Source organism: Streptomyces griseoloalbus (genome assembly GCA_014650015.1).
Taxonomy (GTDB): domain Bacteria; phylum Actinomycetota; class Actinomycetes; order Streptomycetales; family Streptomycetaceae; genus Streptomyces; species Streptomyces griseoloalbus.
Genome location: BMUD01000004.1, coordinates 321,189 through 342,080, shown reverse-complemented (window position 1 = coordinate 342,080; position 20,892 = coordinate 321,189). Strand labels below are relative to the sequence as shown.

The window sequence follows — 20,892 nt, the reverse complement described above, 5'->3', positions numbered from 1 at the left end:
GGTCACGTACACGCCAACCCGCATCGGAAGAAACAGAGGTGTCCCCACCTCCCGCTCCGCCGCGTGATCAGGAGAGAGCCATGACCGGCGTGCTGACCGTCGACCACCCCCCGCAGTCCACCGCACCGACCCGCTACACCGTCACCCTCGCCCGCGACGAGGAGGACGTGCGTGCCGCGCAGCAGCTGCGTCACGACGTCTTCGCGGGGGAGATGGGCGCCCTGCTGTCCACCCCGCAGCCGGGTCTGGACATCGACCCCTTCGACGCGTACTGCGACCACCTGCTCGTGCGGGAGGAGGTGAGCGGGCAGGTCGTGGGCACGTACCGCCTGCTGCCGCCGGAACGCGCCGGCATCGCCGGACGGCTGTACGCGGAGGGCGAGTTCGACCTGTCGGCGCTCGACCCGATCCGTTCCTCGCTCGTCGAGGTGGGCCGCTCCTGTGTGCACCCCGACCACCGCGACGGCGCGGTCATCGGGCTCATCTGGGCCGGCATAGCCCGCTACATGACCGACCACGGCCATGCCTGGCTGGCCGGCTGCTGCTCCATCCCGCTCGCCGACGGGGGCGCGCTCGCCTCCGCCACCTGGGACCGCGTGCGGGACAAGCACCTCGCACCCGAGGAGTACCGGGTACGCCCCCTGCTGCCCTGGCTGCCGAAGACCGCCGCGCCCGCCGCCCCCACCGAGTTGCCCGCCCTGCTGCGCGGCTACCTGCGGCTCGGCGCCTGGGTCTGCGGCGAGCCCGCGCACGACGTGGACTTCGGCGTCGCCGACCTCTACGTCCTGCTGCCGATGAACCGGGTCAACCCCCGCTATCTGCGGCACTTCCTCTCCCTCGTCCCGTCCTGATGAGCGTCTGGCTGCCCGGCGCGCCCTGCACCCCGCGGGGCTGTGTGGAACCGACGACGCGCGCGGCGGCCGTACCGCTGGCGGTGCTGCGGCTGGCGGCGGTCGGTCTCCTGCTGCTCGCCGGGATCGCGCTGCTGCCGCTCGGGCCGCGGATCCCGGCGGGCCCGGTGCGCCGGTGGTGCCGGTGGATCGTGCGTGCCGCCGGAGTCCGGGTCCGCATCGCCGGAACCGCGGCGCCCACGGGCGGACTGCTGCTCGTCGCCAACCACATCTCCTGGCTGGACGTACCGCTGCTCGCGGTGGTCCGCCCGGCCCGCATGCTGGCCAAGTCCGAGATACGGCGCTGGCCCGTGGCGGGGGCGCTGGCCGCGCGCGGCGGCGTGCTGTTCATCGACCGCGACCGGCTGCGCGCCCTGCCGGGCACGGTCGCCGCCGTCGCCGGGGTGCTGCGCGACGGTGCGGCGGTCGCGGCGTTCCCCGAGGGCAGCACCTGGTGCGGCCGGGCCCAGGGACACTTCCGCCGCGCGGTCTTCCAGGCGGCTCTGGACGCCGGGGTTCCGGTGCAGCCGGTCCGCATCCGCTACCGGTGCGCGGGCGGAGTACCGGCGACCGCACCGGCCTTCGTCGGGGACGACACGCTGCTCGCCTCCCTGTGGCGAGTGGCGTCCGCCCGCGGGGTGGTCGCCGAGGTCGAGGTGGGGGCCGCCCTCCCGCCGGGGCGCCACCCCGACCGTCGCTCCCTGGCGCGCGCGGCGCAGCCGGCGGCCGACGCGCGGCAGGAAGAGGGCCACCTCTCATGAGCACTGTCGAAAAATAAGCGAAATTTGTTGCTTTTGTACCGTTTTCGACGAGCTGGTCAGGAGAACCGGGGAGGAGCGACCCCTGAAGGGAGGGTGATGCAAGATGATCACCCGCGAAGAGATCTCGATCCTGCTGGATCACCCCGTGTACGACGGGGACGGCAACAGGATCGGCGAGGCTAAGCACGTCTTTCTGGACGATGCGAGTGGACGCCCCGAGTGGGTGACCGTCAAAACGGGTCTGTTCGGTTCCAGCGAGTCGTTCATACCCATCCGGGACGCCGCTCTGGTGCAGGACCACCTGGAGGTCCCCTACCGCAAGGACAAGGTCAAGGGTGCGCCCAACGTCGACATTGACGCGGGTGGACACCTGTCGATGGACGAGGAACACCGTCTGTACGACTACTACGGCATCGACTGGGGCACCGTCCTGACCGAGCCCGGGGAACGTGACCAGGGTCCCGGCATGGGCACGGCGGGTACCGCCGGCGCCGCGGGCGCGGCCGGAGCGGCGGGCACGGCGGGCACGGAAGGCATGCCGGGCACAGCCGGAACCGCGGGCGCGGCCGGCACGGCGGGCATGGCCGAGACCGCCGGCACCACCGGTCGCCGGGGCGAGGCCCGTGCGCGCGACGACGACGCCATGACCCGCTCCGAGGAGCGGATGCACGTCGGCGTCGAGCGGCACGAGACGGGACGGGCCAGGCTGCGCAAGTACGTGGTCACCGAGGAGGTGCAGCAGACCGTGCCGCTGCGCCACGAGGAAGTACGCGTGGAGCGCGAGCCGATCACGGAGGCCAACCGGGGCGACGCGATGTCGGGTCCGGACCTCTCGGAGGACGAGTACGAGGTCACGCTGCACGAGGAGCGCCCCGTCGTGGAGACCGAAGCGGTACCGGTCGAGCGGGTGCGCCTGAGCACGGAGGAGAAGACGACGGACGAGACCGTCCGCGGCCGGGTCCGCAAGGAGCGCATCGAGGCCGAGACGGAGATGGAAGACGACGCGGGGCCTCGCGGCCGCGACGCGTCGGGTCCTGACGCGGGGTCGTGACACGCTCCGCGCCGAAGTCGCCACCCGCCTCTCGGTGAGGGGGGTGGCGGTCGGCAGGGCGTCGTCACGGCTCGTGGGAGCGACACGACGCCCTCGCGATGTCCGCCGGCCCGGCCGCACGGGCGTTTGCCCCGCGGCCGGGCCAGGTAGTGGCATCCCCTCACGCGCAGCTCGGCGCACGGTGAGCGAGCCGCGGCCCCGGGACGCGCACCCTGCTCTCCCTGAACGAGACATTCGCCGCCCTCGCCCGGGTAGGCCCCCTTGAACTCGGTGCCTTCCCATGGGTGATGCGCACGCGCCTCGCACCGTGAACAGCCGGTACGACGCGTGGTCGTCCACCTCGGGTGCGTCGTCCATCGCGCCCACCGTCACCTGCGTACGCATGCACGCTTGGTCGCTGACCTGCACCGTTGACCTCCGGTCGCTCTAATTAGAGCGTTCGTCCTAAAGGTGTGCTACTTTTGCCGGGCGCTCAGTAGATCGCTCGTTCTAGTAGTGACGCACAGCAGACCAACGGAGGTCTTTCGGTAATGAGCAGTAACCAGTCCGTCACCGTCATCGGGCTCGGCCCCATGGGGCAGGCGATGGTCAACGCCTACCTCGACAACGGATACGAAGTCACCCTCTGGAACCGCACCGCCTCCCGGGCTGACGACCTGGTGGCCCGCGGCGCCGTCCTGGCCGGGAGCGTCGAGGACGCCGTCCGTGCCAACGAGTTGGTGATCCTGAGCCTGACCGACTACGAGGCCCTGTACGCCGTCCTGGAGCCGGCGTCCGACGCGCTGTCGGGCCGTGTCTTCGTCAACCTCAGCTCCGACACCCCGGAGAAGACGCGCGCCGGCTCGCGCTGGATCACCGAGCGCGGCGGCACGCACCTCACCGGCGGCGTGACGGTCCCGCCCGCCGGCATCGGCAAGGCCGAGTCGAAGACCTTCTACAGCGGCCCCCGTGCCGCCTTCGACCAGCACCGCACCAGCCTGGAGGTCATCTCCGGAACCGACTTCCGCGGCGAGGAGCCGGGGCTCGCGGCCCTGATGTACCAGATCGGCATGGCGATGTTCTGGCCGTCCATGCTCAGCTACTGGCAGGCGATCGCCCTCGCCGAGGCCAATGGCCTGAAGGCGGCGGACATCCTGTTCCACGCCAACGACACCATGCTGGCCATGCCGCACTTCCTCGGCTTCTACGCCGAGCGCATCGACGCCGGCAACCACGAGGGCGATGTGGACCGCCTGGCGATGGGCCTGGCGAGCGTGGAGCACGTCATGCACACCATCGGCGACGCGGGCGTGGACACCTCGTTCCAGGCCACGGTGGTGGACCTGTTCCGCCGCGCCATGGACGACGGCCACGCGGCCGACAGCTTCTCCAGCATCGTCGAGCTGATGAAGAAGTCCGTGTGACGCGCTGAGCGCTCGCGGTACGTCCATCGGACACCTCCACGGGCCCCTCCGGCCGCGGGTGACGGCAACGCGGCAGGAGGGCTTCGGCACGGGGCAGGCCGAACGTGGGCACGACGAAGGGCGCCGCGCTCACCCGCGTGAGGAAAACGCGGGTGAGCGCGGCGCCCCTCCTGCATGCAGGGCATGCGCCGTCACGGCGGTGTCACGCCTGCCCCGCCGCGTCCGCCAGGGCCAGGCGTACCGCCTCCGTCGGACAGACGTCCAGGACGCCGGTCGCGGCCTCGATGTCCTCGGGGGCGGTCAGTTCCGTGCGGCTCACCACGGCGTGGCCCGCAGGCCCCACCCGGAACAGCTCCGGGTGCATCGCCTCGCACGTCCCGGCGCCCGTGCACACCGCCGCGTCGATCGACAGCAGCATCCGCCTGCCGGACTGTGCCGCCTGGGGCGTGTCGGCCATGTCGTCTCCCCTCTCGCTCACAGCTCCACCGGCAGTGACGGCAGGCTGCGCAGCAGCCAGTTCTCCTCGAAGTGGATCTCCTCACGGGGCACCGCCAGACGCAGCTGGGGGAACCTCTCCAGCAGGGCGGGGACGGCGACCCCCGTCTCCAGGCGGGCCAGTGCCGCCCCCATGCAGTTGTGCAGCCCGTGGCCCAGCGCCAGGTGCCGCTCCCCGGCGCGGGTGATGTCCAGCCGCCGCGGATCCGCGTACTTCTCCGGGTCGTTGTTGGCGGACTGCAGACCGGCCACGACGGGAGTGCCGGCGGGTATGCGCACGCCCCCGATCTCCAGGTCCTCCTTCGCCAGCCGGAACAGTCCGACGCAGAACGCGCCGTCGTAGCGCAGGAACTCCTCGACCGCGGTCGGCGTGTGCTCGGGGTGCTCGCGCAGCAGCCGCATCTGGTCGGGGTGGTCCAGCAGCGCCAGCACCGCCGAGCCGATCAGGTTCCGGGTGGTGTCGATGCCTGCCATGATCATGACAGCGACAAGCGAGACCAGCTCGTCCTCCGACAGTCGGTCCTCGCCGTCCCTGGCCTGGACGAAGTGGGAGGTGAGGTCGTCCCCCGGGTTGCGGCGCTTGTCGACGATGAGTTCGCGGCCGTAGTTCACGAGCTCTTCGAACGCGGCGGCGACCTCGGCCTCCTGGTCGGGGTTGTCGGGGTCGGCATGGAACGCCCGCTCGATCGCGTCGAGCATCTCACCGAAACGCTTCAGCGGGAATCCGAGGATCTCCCCGGTGACATCGGCCGGGATCCGGCCCGCGTAGTCCATCACGTCGGGCCGGTCCGACTTCTCCAGACGGGCCAGGCACTCGGCGACGATCCGGTCCACCGGCTCCTTCCAGGCCGCCACCCGGCGCGGCGTGAACGCGCCCATCGCCAGCCGGCGCACCCGCGTGTGGTCCGGCGGGTCGAGGACGGTGAGGATACGGCCGATCAGCGTGCCCGCGCCGAAGACCATCCCGGAGCGCCGGAACGTGTCGCTGCCCCACGCCTCACCGTCGTTGCTGAACCGCTGGTCGCTCAGCAGCGCCTTGACGTCGTCGTAGCGGGACAGGAACACCATCGGCACGTCGCCGACGGGGAAGCGGAACCAGTGGACCGGGTCGTGGACCCGCAGCCAGTCGTAGACCGCGTACGGGTCGTGGTAATAAGCGGAGTCGAACAGGACAGGGGCTTGCGAGCGGGTGTTCACGGTCGGCCTCCGAGAAACGGCTCAGATGTAGTCGGTTCCTGGTTCCAGGTCGAGCAGTACACGACCGTGCGCCTCAAGGGAGCTGATGGGAGTCAGCAGCGCGTGCAGGGACAGCGCCGCGATGTCGCGGAAGGCGCGCTGGAAGGGGTTGCTGCGCACGATGGTGGAGGCGGAACTGATGTCGTACAGCATCTCCACGGCCGCCTTGGTGGCCTCCACCACGTAGCCGACCTGTCCGCGGACCGTCGCCTTCTCCTCGACGGTCATCTTCTCGCCGCGGTCGGCGCGCTCCTGGAGGACGCGCAGCCAGTCCTGGGACAACGCCTCGCAGGCGGCGATCTGGTTCGCCGCGCGCCCCACCGTGACCTGTGTGTAGGGGTGTTCGCGCTGGTCGGCCCAGTTGGTGTAGGTGATGGGCTTGCCGGCGACCCGCTCGGTGAACAGGTCGAGCGCGGAGCGGGCGATGCCCAGGTACACCGGGGCGCAGGTGGCCAGGACATAGCTGAGCATGTTGTAGTTGCGGCCCTTGGCGTCGGCGTTCCAGCGGTCGCCGGTGGAGGCGTCGTAGACCGAGGTGTCGACCACGCGGTGCGCGGGCACGAAGACGTCCTTCACGGTGGAGGTGGCGCTGCCGGTGCCCGCGGCGCCGAAGACGTCCCAGTCGTCGGCGACGGTGATGTCCTCGGCCGGCACCAGCGCGAACAGTTCCTCGTGCCGGCCGTCGGCGTGCTCGACCATCGCCGCGTGAATGTTCCACTGGGCGCCGGGCACACCGGTGTTGAACCGCCAGCTGCCGCTCAGCCGGTAGCCGCCCTCGACGGGGGTGAGCGTCCCGGACGGGGTGAAGCCGCCGGAGACCCGCACCGAGCCGCCCGCGAAGACCTCCTCCTGGGCGCGGTCGGGGAAGAGGCTGACGATCCAGGCGCTGGAGACCCAGACCATGCACACCCAGCCCGTCGAGCCGCAGCCCTGGGAGATCGCGGCGAGGATCTTCGCCTGGTCGGCCACCGGCAGGTCGAGCCCGCCGAACCGCTCGGGCACCACCATGCGGAAAACGCCGGCCTTTTCCAGGAGCTGGATGTTCTCGTCGAGGAGCCAGCGCTGCTTCTCGGTGTCCGCACCGTTGCGGCGGAGGGTGGGCACCGCGTCCTGCACCGTGTCCAGAATGTGCTGCGCTTCCGTGCCGAGCCGGGTCATTCTGCCTCCGATAGCCAGTTCTTGATTTCCGCGGTATTGACCTTTCCCATTCGCGGGGACTTCACCGTAGGCGGGGTGCGGAATCGGCCGCCCATCGCGCGGCAACAGGGCGCCCACCGGCCGGACATGAAGAACCCCCGGGCCACTGAGCGGAATCGGGCCCGGGGGGTTGCCGGTGGACGGGTGCTGGTGGCCGCTGCCGCGTTACTCGGGGAGCAGGCTCCCGGCGACCGGCCGGTCGACGGCCATCAGCCACCGGCCGTCCGCGCCCCGGCGCAGCACGTCGGTGCAGGTGCCCTCCAGGTGCATCGGCTTGCCGTCCTGGTCGGTGCCGTCGATGGTGAAACGCACCCCGATCAGCGCGGCGTCGCCGGCCACCCACGCGTGGGTGACCTCGGCTTGGAGCTTCGGCTTGGTGGCGAGGAACTCTTTGAAGAACGCCAGCCGGGCGGCGCCGGTCAGCGGTTGGCCGGAGAAGTTGGAGATGGAGTCCGCGCGGTAGAGCTTGTCGAACAGCTCGCCGTCACCGGAGTTGAAGACCTGCAGGAAGATTTCGTTCTGCGTGTCGGTGTCGGCGGTGAGGTCGGGCTTGTCGAAGTCGATGTCGACGGTGAAACTCATGGCTGGAGAACCTCCGGTTGCCGTGACGGGTCGGTGGGCCGGGCCGTGCGGTTCACTTCTCGCCGTACGGGTCGTCGATGGCGTACCGCCAGTTGCCGTCCGCGCCCCGGCACAGCACGTCGAGGCCGACGCCCTCCAGGTGCTCGGGGTTGCCCTCCTCGTCGGTGGTGTCGATGGTCCAGTCGACGACCAGCAGGGCGGTGTCGTCCGTGACGAACGACTGTCGCGGCACCGCCGTCATCCGCGGCCCACGGGACAGGAAGTCACGGACGGAGTCGATGCGGGCCTGACCCGCCAGCGGCACACCTGGCTCCCAGACCGCGACCGCGTCCTGTGTGTACATCGCGTTCACCGCGTCCACGTCACCGGCGTTGAACGCCTCCACGTAGAGGGCGGTGTGCTTCTCGACATCGTGGGTGAGTTGCGCCATGTTCGTCGTTTCCTTCTCTCGCGCAGTGGCAAGGCATCGTGAATTTCATGGCTCCCGCCGGGAGGGTAACGACAGCCGGACAACCGGCCACCCACTGACAAGTAACTGTCGGCCGCAGGTCGCGGCATTTCCTTCGGATTACCGAAAGGTGATCGGCGCACGATTGGATAACCGGAGCGAAATCGCCGGAGTTGGCTGCTGGAAAAGCGGAAGGCGGGAAGGGCGGAAGCCGCCTGGGCCTGCGCGCATCGGAAGCACATACTTCACACCGGGGAGCTGAGCACCATGGCGGGTGAGGAAAGACTTCGCGACTACCTCAAGCGAGCCATCGTGGAGGCCCAAGAGGCACGTGACCGGTTGCGCGAGGTGGAGTCCAGACAGCGCGAGCCGATCGCGATCGTCGCGATGGCGTGCCGCTTCCCGGGCGGTGTCGCCTCGCCCGCCGACCTGTGGCGGCTGGTGGCCGACGGCGTCGACGCCGTGACCCCGTTCCCGGACAACCGGGGCTGGGACCTGGACAGCCTCTACGACCCCGATCCGGAACGGCTGGGAACCAGTTACAGCAGGGAAGGAGGTTTCCTGCACGACGCCGACCGTTTCGACCCGGGGTTCTTCGACATGTCGCCCCGGGAGGCGCTGACCACCGACCCCCAGCAGCGGCTGCTGCTCCACACCGCGTGGGAGGCGCTGGAGCGGGCGGGCATCGCCCCGCGGAGCCTGCACGGCAGCCGCACCGCCGTGTTCACCGGCGTCATGTACAACGACTACGGCTCCCGGCCCGGCCTGCCGGCCCGCAACGCCGAGGGATACCTGTTCAGCGGCAGCGCGGGCAGTATCGCCTCGGGGCGGGTGGCCTACACGTTCGGGTTCGAGGGCCCGGCCGTGTCGGTGGACACCGCCTGCTCGTCGTCCCTGGTCGCCCTGCATCTGGCGGCGCGGTCCCTGCGCGCGGGCGAGTGCACGCTCGCCCTGGCCGGCGGGGCGACGGTGATGGCGACGCCCGTGGCGTTCACCGAGTTCTCCCGGTTGCGGGGGCTGGCGCCGGACGGTCGGATCAAGTCGTTCGCCGCGGCGGCCGACGGTACGTCGTGGTCGGAGGGTGTCGGCGTCCTCGTCCTGGAGCGTCTCTCCGACGCCCGGCGCAACAACCATCCGGTGCTGGCCGTCCTGCGTGGTTCCGCGGTCAACCAGGACGGGGCGAGCAATGGTCTGACGGCGCCGAACGGCCCGGCGCAGGAGCGTGTCATCCGGCAGGCACTGGCCGACGCGGGCCTCGAACCGGCCGATGTGGACGCGGTCGAGGCGCACGGCACCGGTACGCGTCTCGGTGACCCGATCGAGGCCGAGGCCCTGCTCAACACCTACGGCCGGCAGCGGCCCGCCGGGAACCCCCTCTACCTCGGCTCGCTCAAGTCCAACATCGGGCACACGGTCGCCGCTGCGGGCGTGGGCGGTGTGATCAAGATGGTGGAGGCGATGCGGCACGGTGTCCTGCCCCGCACCCTGCACGTCGACCGGCCCACCCCGATGGTCGACTGGAGCTCCGGCGCCGTACGGCTGCTGACCGAGCCGCGGGACTGGCCCGACGCCGGACGCCCGCGTCGCGCGGCCGTGTCCTCCTTCGGCTTCGGCGGGACGAACGCGCACGTCATCCTGGAGGAGGCGCCCGCCACCGACACGGCCGAGGAGCCCGCCTCCCCTGCGCCCGCCGCCCGCCCGCTGCCGGTCCTGCCCTGGCTGCTGTCCGCCAAGTCCGCGACCGCACTGCGCGCCCAGGCCCAACGCCTCCTCAGCCACCTCGAGAACCCCCCGGACCCGGACCGCGCCACGCACCCGGACGCAGATCTCGACGTCCACCCGCCCCGCGCCCTCGACATCGCCCATTCCCTCGCCACCACCCGCACTGTCTTCCGCCACCGCGCCGTGGTGCTGGCGGCGGACCTGGACGGTCTGCTCGCGGGCACGAGGGCGCTGGCGGAGGGCCGTACGGCACCCGGCACGGCCCGGGCGGAGACCGCAGTGGGCAAGACCGCCTGGCTGTTCACCGGGCAGGGCGCGCAGCGTATCGGCATGGGCCGGGAGCTGTACGACACCTTCCCGGCCTACGCCCGCGCCTTCGACGCCGTCGCCACCGCGCTCGACCCACATCTGGACCAGCCGCTCGGCGAGGCGCTGCGCACCGGGCACCGTCTCGACGAGACGGCCGTGACCCAGCCCGCGCTGTTCGCCGTCGAGGTGGCCCTGTACCGGCTGCTGGAGTCTTTCGGCGCCACACCCGACGTCGTGGCCGGCCACTCGATCGGGGAACTCGCCGCCGCCCATGTCGCCGGCGTCCTCGACCTCGCGGACGCCGCGGCCCTGGTCGCCGCCCGGGGCCGGCTCATGCAGAGCGCCCCGCCCGGCGGCGCCATGATCGCCGTACAGGCCACGGAGGAGCAGGTCGCCGCCCTGCTCGACGGGCACACGCACCACCTGGCCGTCGCCGCTGTCAACGGACCGCGTTCCGTGGTCCTGGCCGGTGACAGCGAGGCCGCCGAGGAGGTGGCGGGACAGTTGCGCGCGGCGGGGCACCGGACCACCCGGCTGACCGTCAGCCACGCCTTCCACTCCCCGCACATGGACGGTGTCCTCGACGAGTTCCGGAAGATCGCCGCCGGGCTGACCTACCACGAGCCGCGCGTCGCCGCCGTCTCCACGGTCACCGGTGCGGCCGTCGCCGAGGGGCAGTGGTCGTCGCCCGAGTACTGGGTCGAGCAGATCCGAGCGACTGTCCGCTTCGCGGACGCGGTGCGCACCCTGGAGGCGGCGGGCGTCACCGCCTTCCTGGAGGTGGGCCCGGACAACGTCTGCGCCGCTCTGGCGGCCGACTGCCTGCGCGAACCCGAGGGCAGGACGACGGTGGCCGCGCTGCGCCGCGACCGGCCCGAGGCCCCCTCGCTGCTGTCGGCCCTGGCCGAGGTGTTCGTGCGGGGCGCCGCGGTGAACTGGGCCGCCCTGTTCGACGGCACCGGGGCCCGGACGGTGGACCTGCCGACGTACGCCTTCGACCAGGAGCGCCACTGGCTGGAGCCGGTCACCGACAGCGTGGGCGCGCCGGCCGCAGGGCATCCGCTGCTGGGACCGGCCACCGCCGTCGCCGGGCTCGGGGAGGTGCTGTTCACGCGGCGGATCTCCGCGCGCACGGTTCCCTCACCGCTGCGGCACAGCGTGCTCGGCACGGACGTCGTCGCCGCCTCCGCGCTCGTCGAACTCGCCCTGCGCGTCGCCGACGAGACCGGCTGCCCGGGCATCGACGTGCTGCGTCTGCGGGCGCCGCTGGTGCTGCCGGCCGACGGCACGGTGGAGATCCAGGTCCGGGCGGGCCGGCTGCGGCAGGACGGCGGGCGCGACCTGACCGTGCACTCCCGGCCGGTGGTCGCGGCGCACGCCGGGCGGGACGACGCCCCCTGGGGCCTGCACGCCGAGGGCAGCCTCGCGCCGGACCGCCCGGCCGCATCCGGGGACCCCGTGGCGGGCCCGTCCGGCGGGACGCTGATCCGGCTGCCCGGCGAACAGGCCGACGATGCCGAGCGGTACGGCATCCATCCCACCCTCCTCGACGCGGCCCTGAGCTCCCTCGCGCACCGGCCCGTCCCGGACCACGTACCGGTCCCGGTCGTGTGGCGCGGCGTACGGCTGCACGCCGCCGGCGCCACCGTCGTACACGCCCGCGTCACCGAGCGGGAGCCGGGCACGGTGTCCGTACGGCTCACCGATCCCGCCGGGCGGCTCGTCGCCACGGTGGACTCGGTCGGCTTCCGAGACGTTCCGGCGGACGAGTTCCGCGTCGCGCACGGTGCCGGCGGCGGACTGCTGCTGGACGTGGAGTGGACGTCGGCCCACACCGGTGGGGCCGGGGCCCCCGCGGTTGCCGACGCCGTAGCGGGCGCAGGGGCCGACGCGTCGCCGACGCGTTGGAGCGTGCTGCGCTCCGGTGCGGACGACGGGGCGGCGGCCGTCGCGGCCGCGGGCCTTTCCGGGCCGTACCCGGACGTCGACGCGGCGCTGTCCGGCGGTGCGGACACGGACGCCGTGGTCCTGCCCTGCCCGGCGCCGGAACCGGCACACCTGGCGGCACACGCCGCGCGCCTGCTGGAGACGGTGCGGGCCTGGCTGGCCGACGAACGGTCCGCCGGGCGGCCGTTGACCGTGCTCACCCGCGGTGCGGTGGCCGTGTCGGCGGCGGAGGCCCCGGAACCGGAGCGGGCCGCGCTGTGGGCTCTGGTGCGGTCGGTGCAGGCCGAGGCGCCCGGACGGCTCATGCTGGTCGACACCGACGGCGACATCTCCGCCGGGTCCCTCTCCGCCCTGTGGGCCCTCGGCGAGCCCGAGGCCGCGGTCCGCGCGGGTACGGTCCTGACGCCGCGGCTGCGGCGCCTGCCGGCCGGCGCCGAGCCGCCCGCGGCACCGGCCTGGGACCCGGCGGGCACGGTGCTGCTCACCGGAGCCGCCGAGCGGCTCGGCGCCGGACTCGCCCGGCACCTGGTCGCCCGGCAGGGGGTCGGCCGCCTGCTGCTCACCGCGCCGGACGCGCGGCGGGCCGAGGCGACGGCCGCGCTGGCGGCCGAACTCGGCGCCCAGGGGGCCGAGGTGACGGTGGCCGTGTGCGATGTGACCGACCCGGCCGCGGTCACCGGCCTGCTGGCGTCCCTCCCGGCCGCGCACCCGCTGACCGGTGTCGTGCACGCGGAGGGCACCCGCGCCGCCGACACGCACCCCGAGGGCTCACCCGCCTGGCAGGAGGCGCTGCGCGCGGGCGCCGACGGTGCGTGGGCGCTGCACCGGGCCACGCGGGACGCGGACCTCGCGGCGTTCGTCGTCTGCTCGGATGCCGTCGGGCTGCTCGGCGGGGCGGGGAGGGCCGGAGCCGCCGCGGCCGCGGCCTTCGCGGACGGTCTGGCCCGGCGGCGCAGGGCCGAGGGCCGGCCGGCGACCGCCCTCGCGTGGGGCCCGTGGCAGAGCGACGACGGGGAAGGGGACCGGGAGCCGGCCGAGTCCGTGCCCGCGGGGTTCCGGCCGCTGAGGGCCGTGGACGGGTGGGCCCTGTTCGACCGCGCCATGGTCGCGGACACCCCGGCCCCGATCGCCGTGGCGCCGGCCCCGGCAGGTGCCGAAGAAGCGATCGATGTCAGGAACATGACAGATACGGAGTCGCCGGCCGGTGCCGGGGACCCGGTCGGCGCCGACGCGCCGTCGAGCACTCCGACCGGCGAGGCCGACGCCCCGTCGAGCACTCCCACCGGGCGCGCCGGTACCCCGCCGCGCCCGCCCCACCTGCTGGCCGCCCTGACCGCGACCACACGTCTGCGGCCACGGGCGCAGGCCGCGTCGGACACCGTCGCCCCGCTGGCCGAACAGCTCGCCGGACTGCCGGAGGCGGAGCGGGAGCGCCGGACGCTGGAGCTGGTCCGCGCCGGGGTCGCCGCGGTCCTCGGACACACGTCCGCGGACACGATCGCACCGGAACGGCCGTTCCAGGAGCTCGGGTTCGACTCGGTGACCGCGGTCGAGCTGCGCAACCGGCTCAGCGCCGCCGCGGGCACCCCGCTCCCCGCCACCGCCGTCTTCGACCATCCGACGCCGGCCGCGCTCGCCGCCCTGCTGCACGAGCGGCTGGCCCCGGCGGACGGCGGCGCCCCCGCACACGAACTCCGGGACGGCCTGGACCGGCTGGAGGCCCTGCTGGCCGCACCGCCCGCGGAGGCGGCTCGGCGCGCGGAGATCGCCGAACGGCTGCGGGCCCTAGCGGCCACCCTGCACGGCCCCGAGCCCATCTCGCCGAACAACGCGGTGAACGCCCCGACGAACAACGCCGTGGACGCCCCCGTGAACGCCCCGTCCGGCGGCGTGGACGTCGGCGCGGCCTCGGCCGACGAGCTCTTTGCCTTCATCGACTCCACACTCGGCCGGTCCGCGCACTGACCGCCTTCCCGAGCCCACCCCCACATGTGCCGAGGAGAATCGATCACGCATGGCCTACGAGTCAAACGAAGAGAAGCTCGTCGACTACCTCAGGTGGGTCACCGCCGACCTGCACAAGGCCCGGCAGCGCATCGCCGAACTGGAGGCGGGCGAAAGCGAACCCGTCGCGATCGTCGGGATGGCCTGCCGCTTCCCCGGAGGCGTCGCCTCACCGGCCGACCTGTGGCGGCTGGTCGCCGACGGGGCCGACGGCATCTCGCCGTTCCCCACCGACCGGGGCTGGGACCTGGACCGGCTCTACGACCCCGACCCCGACCGGCCCGGCACCACGTACACCAGGGAGGGTGGATTCCTGCACGACGCAGCCCTGTTCGACGCCCCCTTCTTCGGCATCTCACCCCGTGAGGCGCAGGCCATGGACCCGCAGCAGCGGCTGCTGCTGGAGACGGCCTGGGAGGCGTTGGAGGACGCGGGCCTCGACTCGGCGACCCTCCGGGGCAGTGCGACCGGTGTCTTCGCCGGTGTGATCGAGCAGAGCTACCTCGGTCTGGACGGCCCGCGCGACCTGGAGGGCCATCTGCTCACCGGCCGGCTGTCCAGCGTGGCGTCGGGGCGGGTGGCCTACACGTTCGGGTTCGAGGGCCCGGCCGTGTCGGTGGACACCGCCTGCTCGTCGTCCCTGGTCGCCCTGCATCTGGCGGCGCGGTCCCTGCGCGCGGGCGAGTGCACCCTTGCCCTCGCCGGCGGGGCCACGGTGACGGCGACCCCGAGCGGGTTCGTCGACTTCTCCCGGTTGCGGGGGCTGGCGCCGGACGGTCGGATCAAGTCGTTCGCCGCGGCGGCCGACGGTACGTCGTGGTCGGAGGGTGTCGGCGTCCTCGTCCTGGAGCGTCTCTCCGACGCCCGGCGCAACAACCATCCGGTGCTGGCCGTCCTGCGTGGTTCCGCGGTCAACCAGGACGGGGCGAGCAATGGTCTGACGGCGCCGAACGGCCCGGCGCAGGAGCGTGTCATCCGGCAGGCACTGGCCGACGCGGGCCTCGAACCGGCCGATGTGGACGCGGTCGAGGCGCACGGCACCGGTACGCGTCTCGGTGACCCGATCGAGGCCGAGGCCCTGCTCAACACCTACGGCCGGCAGCGGCCCGCCGGGAACCCCCTCTACCTCGGCTCGCTCAAGTCCAACATCGGGCACACGGTCGCCGCTGCGGGCGTGGGCGGTGTGATCAAGATGGTGGAGGCGATGCGGCACGGTGTCCTGCCCCGCACCCTGCACGTCGACCGGCCCACCCCGATGGTCGACTGGAGCTCCGGCGCCGTACGGCTGCTGACCGAGCCGCGGGACTGGCCCGACGCCGGGCGCCCGCGTCGCGCGGCCGTGTCCGCGTTCGGGGTGAGCGGGACGAACGCGCACGTCATCCTGGAGGAGGCGCCCGCCACCGACACGGCCGAGGAGCCCGACTCCCCGGCGCCCGCCGCCCGCCCGCTGCCGGTCCTGCCCTGGCTGCTGTCCGCCAAGTCCGCGACCGCACTGCGCGCCCAGGCCCAACGCCTCCTCAGCCACCTCGAGAACCCCCCGGACGCAGACCGCGACGGCGACCCGCACCCGGCCGCGGACACCCGCCCGGACGCAGACCTCGACGCCCGCCCGCCCCGCGCCCTCGACATCGCCCATTCCCTCGCCACCACCCGCACCGCCCACGACCACCGCGCCGCGATCGTCGGCTCCGGTCGCGCGGACCTGGTGGCGGGACTGACCGCGCTGGCCGCCGGTGAGCGGGACCCGCGCGTCTGGCAGGACACCCGCCACCACGGCTCGACCGCCTATGTGTTCACGGGTCAGGGCGCGCAACGGGTCGACATGGGCCGCGAGTTGTACAAGACCTTCCCCGCGTTCGCGGTGGCCTTCGACGAGGTGGCCGCCGCCCTCGACACGCACCTCGACGAGCCGGTGGCCACGGTGATCCGCACCGGCCGGGGCCTGTCGGAGACGGTCCGCGCCCAACCCTCCCTCTTCGCGGTCGAAGTGGCCCTGTACCGGCTGCTGGAGTCCTTCGGAGTGCGGCCCGCACTGCTCGCCGGGCACTCGGTCGGCGAGCTGGCCGTCGCCCATGTCGCGGGCGTCCTCGACCTGGCGGACGCGGCGACGCTGGTGGCGGCCCGGGCCCGGCTGATGCAGTCCGCCCCGCGCGGCGGCGCCATGGTCGCGGTGCAGGCCGACGAGGCGGAGGTCGCCGAACTCCTCGCCGAACGCGCGGACCTGGTGCTCGCCGCCGTCAACGCGCCGTCGTCCGTCGTGATCGCCGGGGACGCGGACGCGGCGGCCGAGGTACGGGCCGTACTGGAAGCACGCGGCCGGCGCACCCGCTCCCTGGAGGTCAGCCACGCCTTCCACTCCCCGCACATGGACGCCGTCCTGGACGACTTCCGGCGGGCCGCGGCCGGCCTGACCTACCACGCGCCCCGCATCCCCGTGGTCTCCACCCTCACCGGCGAGCCCGCCCGCGACGACGACCTGCGCGGCGCCGCCTACTGGACGGCGCAACTGCGCGGCACCGTCCGGTACGCCGACGCGGTGCGCGCGCTGCGGACGCAGGGCGCCGCCACCGTCGTCGAGATCGGCCCGGACGCGGTGCTCGCTCCGCTGGCCGCGCAGACCGAAGACGGCCTGACCGCGGTGCCCCTGCTCCGCGCCGGACACGCCGAGGCGGACACCCTGACGGCGGGCCTGGCCCGGCTCCACAACCGGGGCGTGGCGGTGGACTGGGCGGCGTTCTTCGCCGGCACCGGCGCACGGCGCGTGGCCCTGCCGACGTACGCCTTCCAGCGCGAGCGCTACTGGGTGGCGCCACAGGACCAGGGCGGTCAGGACGCCGTCGATCTGGGCCTGCGCCCTGGCGAGCATCCGCTGCTCGGCGCCGCGGTGCACCCGGCCGGCACCGACGAGGTGCTGTTCACCGGCCGGCTCTCGCCGCGCACCCGGCCGTTGCCCGCGCGGCACACCGTGGCCGGCCGGGCGGTGCTGCCGTCGTCGGTGCTCCTGGAGCTGGCGGTCCGCGCCGGGGACGAGCTGGGCTGCACCGTCCTGCACGAGCTGGAGACGGAGGCGCCGCTGGTGCTCCCGGACGGCGCCGGCCTGCAACTCCAGGTCCGGGTCGGCCCCGCACGCCCCGACGGCCGCGAGGTGACCGTGCACGCCCGGCCCGACGACACCGAGGTGCCGTGGACCCGCTACGCCCGGGGCCTCCTGGGCAGCGATCGCTGGGCGCCGCACCCCGCCCCCGAGCCGCACACCGCCCCCGAGCCGCGCACCGCCCCCACGCAAGACACCCGCCAGGCACCGGAGACCGGCCCCGCGCCGCACATCACCCCCACGGACACCAGCCCCGCCCGGCACACCGCCCCCACCCCATGGCCCCCCACCGGCGCCCAGCCCCTGCCCACCGCCCTCCTCCCCGCGCTGCCGGGACAGGACGGCGGCTGGCGGGTCGCGGCAGCGTGGCGGCGGGGGGACGAGGTCTTCGCCGATCTGGAACTGCCCGCCCCGGCGGCGGCCGAGGCCGGGCGGTACGTCCTGCACCCGGCGCTGCTGGACGCCGCCGTGCACGTCGGGCACGCCGTCGCGCGGGGCACCGAGGAGGCCGTACCGCAGGCCGTCACCCGCTGGCGGGACGTGCGGTTCCTCGCCCGCGGCGCCGCGGGCGTACGGGTGCGGCTCACCCTGGACGGCGACCGGGCGACCGCGCTCGCGCTGGCCGACCGGGCCGGGCTGCCGGTCGGCGAGGTCGGCTCCCTCACGACGCGGGCGCCCGCCCCGGACGAGATCGTGCAGGCGGCGGCCCGCCCCGCCGACAGCCTCTTCGGCCTCGACTGGACCGCCCTGACCGGGGCGCCGTCCCCCCGGCCGGTGCGGTGGGCGCTGCTCGGCGGGGCGCCCGACGAGGTCCGGGCGCCGAGGTTCGCCGACGCCGGGCAGGCGGCGGACGCGCTCGCCGCGACACCCCTGGACGCGCTGCTGCTGTGGCACATGCCGCCGCGCACCGATGACATGGCGGCCGTGCACCGCACGACGGGCGAGGCGCTGGAGGCGGTGCAGCGGTACCTCGCCGAGGAGCGGCTGGCGGAGATCCCGCTGGTCGTCGTGACCCGGAACGCGATCCGGGTACGGCCCGACGACACCTGCGACCCCGGTGTCGCCGCGGTGTGGGGTCTGCTGCGGTCCGCGCAGTCGGAGGCGCCGGGCCGGATCCTCCTGGTCGACGCCGGCGACACCGACGAACCGGACGCCGTGCTGCACGCGGTGTGGGCCTGCGGCGAGCCGCAGGCCGCCGTGCGGGCGGGACAGGTGTACGCGCCCCGGCTGCGGCCCGTCCCGGTCCCCCCGGTAGCCGCCCCGCCCCGGTTCGGCACGGGCACGGTGCTGGTCACCGGCGGCACCGGCGCGCTGGGCGCGCTGTTCGCCCGGCACCTGGTCCGCCGGCACGGTGTGCAGGAGCTGCTGCTCGTCAGCCGCCGCGGTGAACAGGCGCCCGGAGCGGGTGAGCTGGTCGCCGAGCTGAAGGAACTGGGCGCCCAGGTCACCATCGCAGCCTGCGATGTCGCCGACCGGGACGAGACGGCGGCACTGCTCGCCGGGATCCCGCGGGAACACCCGCTGACCGGCGTGATCCATCTGGCCGGCGTCCGTGACGACGGGCTGGTCGGGGCCCAGACCCGGCAGCGGCTGGCGAACGTGCTGCGGCCGAAGGCCGACGCCGCGTGGCACCTGCACGAGCTGACCGCCGACGCCGACCTGGCCGCGTTCGTGCTGTTCTCCTCGGTCGCGGGCGTCGTCGGCGGCCCCGGCCAGTCCACTTACGCGGCCGCCAACTCCTTCCTGGACGGCCTCGCCGAACTGCGCGCCGCCCAGGGGCGTCCCGCCACCTCGGTGGCGTGGGGCCTGTGGGAGCAGGAGGGCGGGATGTCCGGCGGTCTGAGCGAGACCGACCTGCGGCGCATCGCCCGCAGCGGGTTCCGCCCGGTGACCGAGGCGGCCGGCCCCGCCGTTCTCGACGCGGCCCTCGGCCTCGGCCGGCCGACCCTGGTGGCTTCGCCGCTGGATCTGGCCGCCGCACGCGAACAGGCGGGACGCGAACACACCGTACCGGCACGGGCCACATCGGCGCCGGTCGCACGGGCACAGGCACTGCGCGACCAGACGGACGTCCCGCCCCTGTTCCGCGAGCTGGTGCGCACCGTTCGCCGTCGCCCCGCCCAGGACACACCGGCCGCCGAACCGCTCGGGGCCCGGCTGGCGGGCCTCGCGCCCGAGGAGCAGCTGCGGCTCGTCACCGAGGTCGTCAAGGCGGAGGTCGCGGCCGTACTCGGGCACACCGGCACCGAGGGTGTCGAGGCGGAACGGCTCTTCCAGCAGCTGGGGTTCGACTCGCTGACCGCGGTGGAGCTGCGCAACCGGATCGGTGCGCTGGCCGGTGTGAGGCTGCCCGCCACCCTGGTCTTCGACCACCCCACCCCGGCCGCGCTCGCCGCCCATCTGCGCACCGCCCTGACGGCGGACGGGGCCGAGAGGCAGGAAGGGCCGCGCACGCCGGACTTCGCGGCCGAGGCGGTCCTCGCCGAGGACGTGCGCCCGGCCCCGGAGGTGGTCCGGTGCGTGACCGACCCGGGGCAGGTGCTACTGACCGGGGCGACCGGGTTCCTCGGCGCGTTCCTGCTGCGCGACCTGATGCGCACCACCCGGGCCACCGTGCACTGCCTGGTGCGAGCCGCCGACGAGCGCACCGCGTGGGAGCGGCTGCGGCGGAACCTGGAGCGGTACGGCGTGTGGGACGACATGGCGCCGGACCGCCTCGCCGTCGTGGTCGGTGACCTTGCGCAGCCCCGGCTGGGCCTGTCGGAGGACGACTACGACACGCTGGCCGCGACGGTCGACGTGGTGTACCACAACGGCGCCCAGGTGCACTGGCTGCACCCGTACGAGACGCTGCGGGCGGCCAACGTACGCGGCACCGAGGAGGTGCTGCGGCTGGCCGCGCGGCGGCGCAGCGTACCCGTCCATTATGTGTCGACCGTCGGTGTGTTCGCCGACGCGGCCCCGGACGGACGGGCGCTGCGGGTGACCGATCCGACCGGTCCCGCCGAGCGGCTGCCCAGCGGCTACCTGCAGAGCAAGTGGGTGGCGGAGCAGCTCGCCGCCCAGGCGGTCGCGCGCGGCCTGCCGGTGTCCGTGTACCGGGTGGACGTCGTCTCCGGCGACCAGGTCAACGGGGCCTGCCAGACCAGCGACTTCGTGTGGCTGAGCATGAAGGGCCTGCTCCAGGCGGGCGCGGTGCCCGCGGACGTCGGCGGACGCTTCCATCTGCTGCCGGTGGACTACGTGAGCGCCGCGATCCTGCGGGTGTCGCGCAGGCCGAAGTCCGCGGGCGGCACCTTCCACCTGTTCAACTCCAGCGCGGTCAGCCTGCGCGAGTGCGTGCGCCGGTTGCGGGCGCTCGGCTACACCCTGGAGGAGACGGACTGGGACGACTGGCGCGCGCGGGTCGAGGGGGACCGCGGAAACGCGATCCTGCCGCTGCTGCACGCCTTCGAGATGATGACCGGCGACACCGACCGGTTCTATCCGCCCATGGACACCACCGAGACCGAGGCAGCCCTGGCCGGCAGCGGCATCGTCTGCCCGGCCATCGACGAAGAGCTCTTCGCCACGTACGTGCGGTACTTCGTCGACACGGGTCACTTCCCGGCTCCCTGACCCGTACGAGACGACTGCAGCGGCCGGCGCCCCCGTGGCGCCGGCCGCTGTGTTGTGCCCACCGGCAGGTGGAGGCGGCGCCGCACGCAAGGGGAGTGGCCTGTTCCCCGTTGGGGACGGAGGTAAACCGTCCAA

At 73.7% G+C, this 20,892-nt stretch carries 10 protein-coding genes and 1 pseudogene; 6 read left to right on the top strand and 5 right to left on the bottom strand.

Annotated elements, in window-relative coordinates; all coding sequences use genetic code 11:
• The first annotated feature begins 80 nt into the window (after positions 1-80).
• The 4 genes from IE178_RS08685 (at position 81) to IE178_RS08670 (ending at position 4,105) form a co-directional block, all read left to right on the top strand.
• Positions 81-851, top strand: a complete 771-nt coding sequence (locus IE178_RS08685) for a GNAT family N-acetyltransferase (protein ID WP_193511829.1) — start codon at positions 81-83, stop codon at positions 849-851.
• Complete coding sequence (locus IE178_RS08680) at positions 851-1,651, top strand: lysophospholipid acyltransferase family protein (RefSeq protein ID WP_193511828.1); 801 nt, start codon at positions 851-853, stop codon at positions 1,649-1,651. Before IE178_RS08685 ends, IE178_RS08680 begins: the two co-directional genes overlap by 1 nt.
• 103 nt (positions 1,652-1,754) lie before the next feature.
• Positions 1,755-2,702 (top strand): DUF2382 domain-containing protein, encoded by a 948-nt coding sequence (locus IE178_RS08675; protein WP_193511827.1) that lies wholly within the window; start codon positions 1,755-1,757, stop codon positions 2,700-2,702.
• Positions 2,703-3,232: 530 nt separating this feature from the next.
• A complete protein-coding gene (locus IE178_RS08670) occupies positions 3,233-4,105 on the top strand; it encodes an NAD(P)-dependent oxidoreductase (protein WP_184762567.1) in 873 nt (290 codons plus the stop codon).
• Positions 4,106-4,307: 202 nt separating this feature from the next.
• On the opposite strand, the gene IE178_RS08665 is transcribed toward IE178_RS08670, so the two are convergent.
• The 5 genes from IE178_RS08665 to IE178_RS08645 all read right to left on the bottom strand — a co-directional run bounded on the left by IE178_RS08665 (position 4,308) and on the right by IE178_RS08645 (position 8,045).
• Positions 4,308-4,562: a ferredoxin gene (locus tag IE178_RS08665; protein ID WP_184762568.1), complete on the bottom strand. Its 255-nt coding sequence runs from the start codon at positions 4,560-4,562 to the stop codon at positions 4,308-4,310.
• Between the two features lie 17 nt (positions 4,563-4,579).
• Positions 4,580-5,797 carry a cytochrome P450 family protein gene (locus tag IE178_RS08660; protein ID WP_193511826.1) on the bottom strand — a complete coding sequence of 406 codons (1,218 nt, stop codon included), beginning with the start codon at positions 5,795-5,797 and terminating at the stop codon, positions 4,580-4,582.
• Positions 5,798-5,818: 21 nt separating this feature from the next.
• Positions 5,819-6,994, bottom strand: coding sequence for an acyl-CoA dehydrogenase family protein (locus IE178_RS08655; protein ID WP_193511825.1), 1,176 nt, complete (start codon positions 6,992-6,994; stop codon positions 5,819-5,821).
• 204 nt (positions 6,995-7,198) lie between these two features.
• The gene (locus tag IE178_RS08650; protein ID WP_184762571.1) at positions 7,199-7,615 is read right to left on the bottom strand and encodes a YybH family protein; all 417 of its coding nucleotides are present in this window, start codon (positions 7,613-7,615) and stop codon (positions 7,199-7,201) included.
• 52 nt (positions 7,616-7,667) lie between these two features.
• The gene (locus tag IE178_RS08645) at positions 7,668-8,045 is read right to left on the bottom strand and encodes a YybH family protein (protein WP_184762572.1); all 378 of its coding nucleotides are present in this window, start codon (positions 8,043-8,045) and stop codon (positions 7,668-7,670) included.
• A 303-nt stretch (positions 8,046-8,348) separates the two neighbouring features.
• On the opposite strand from IE178_RS08645, the pseudogene IE178_RS35795 reads away from it, so the two are divergent.
• Both IE178_RS35795 and IE178_RS08620 read left to right on the top strand, forming a co-directional pair.
• A pseudogene (locus IE178_RS35795) lies at positions 8,349-14,006 on the top strand (type I polyketide synthase); the annotation flags it as partial.
• A 49-nt stretch (positions 14,007-14,055) separates the two neighbouring features.
• Positions 14,056-20,757 (top strand): type I polyketide synthase, encoded by a 6,702-nt coding sequence (locus tag IE178_RS08620; protein WP_193511824.1) that lies wholly within the window; start codon positions 14,056-14,058, stop codon positions 20,755-20,757.
• Positions 20,758-20,892: the final 135 nt, after the last annotated feature.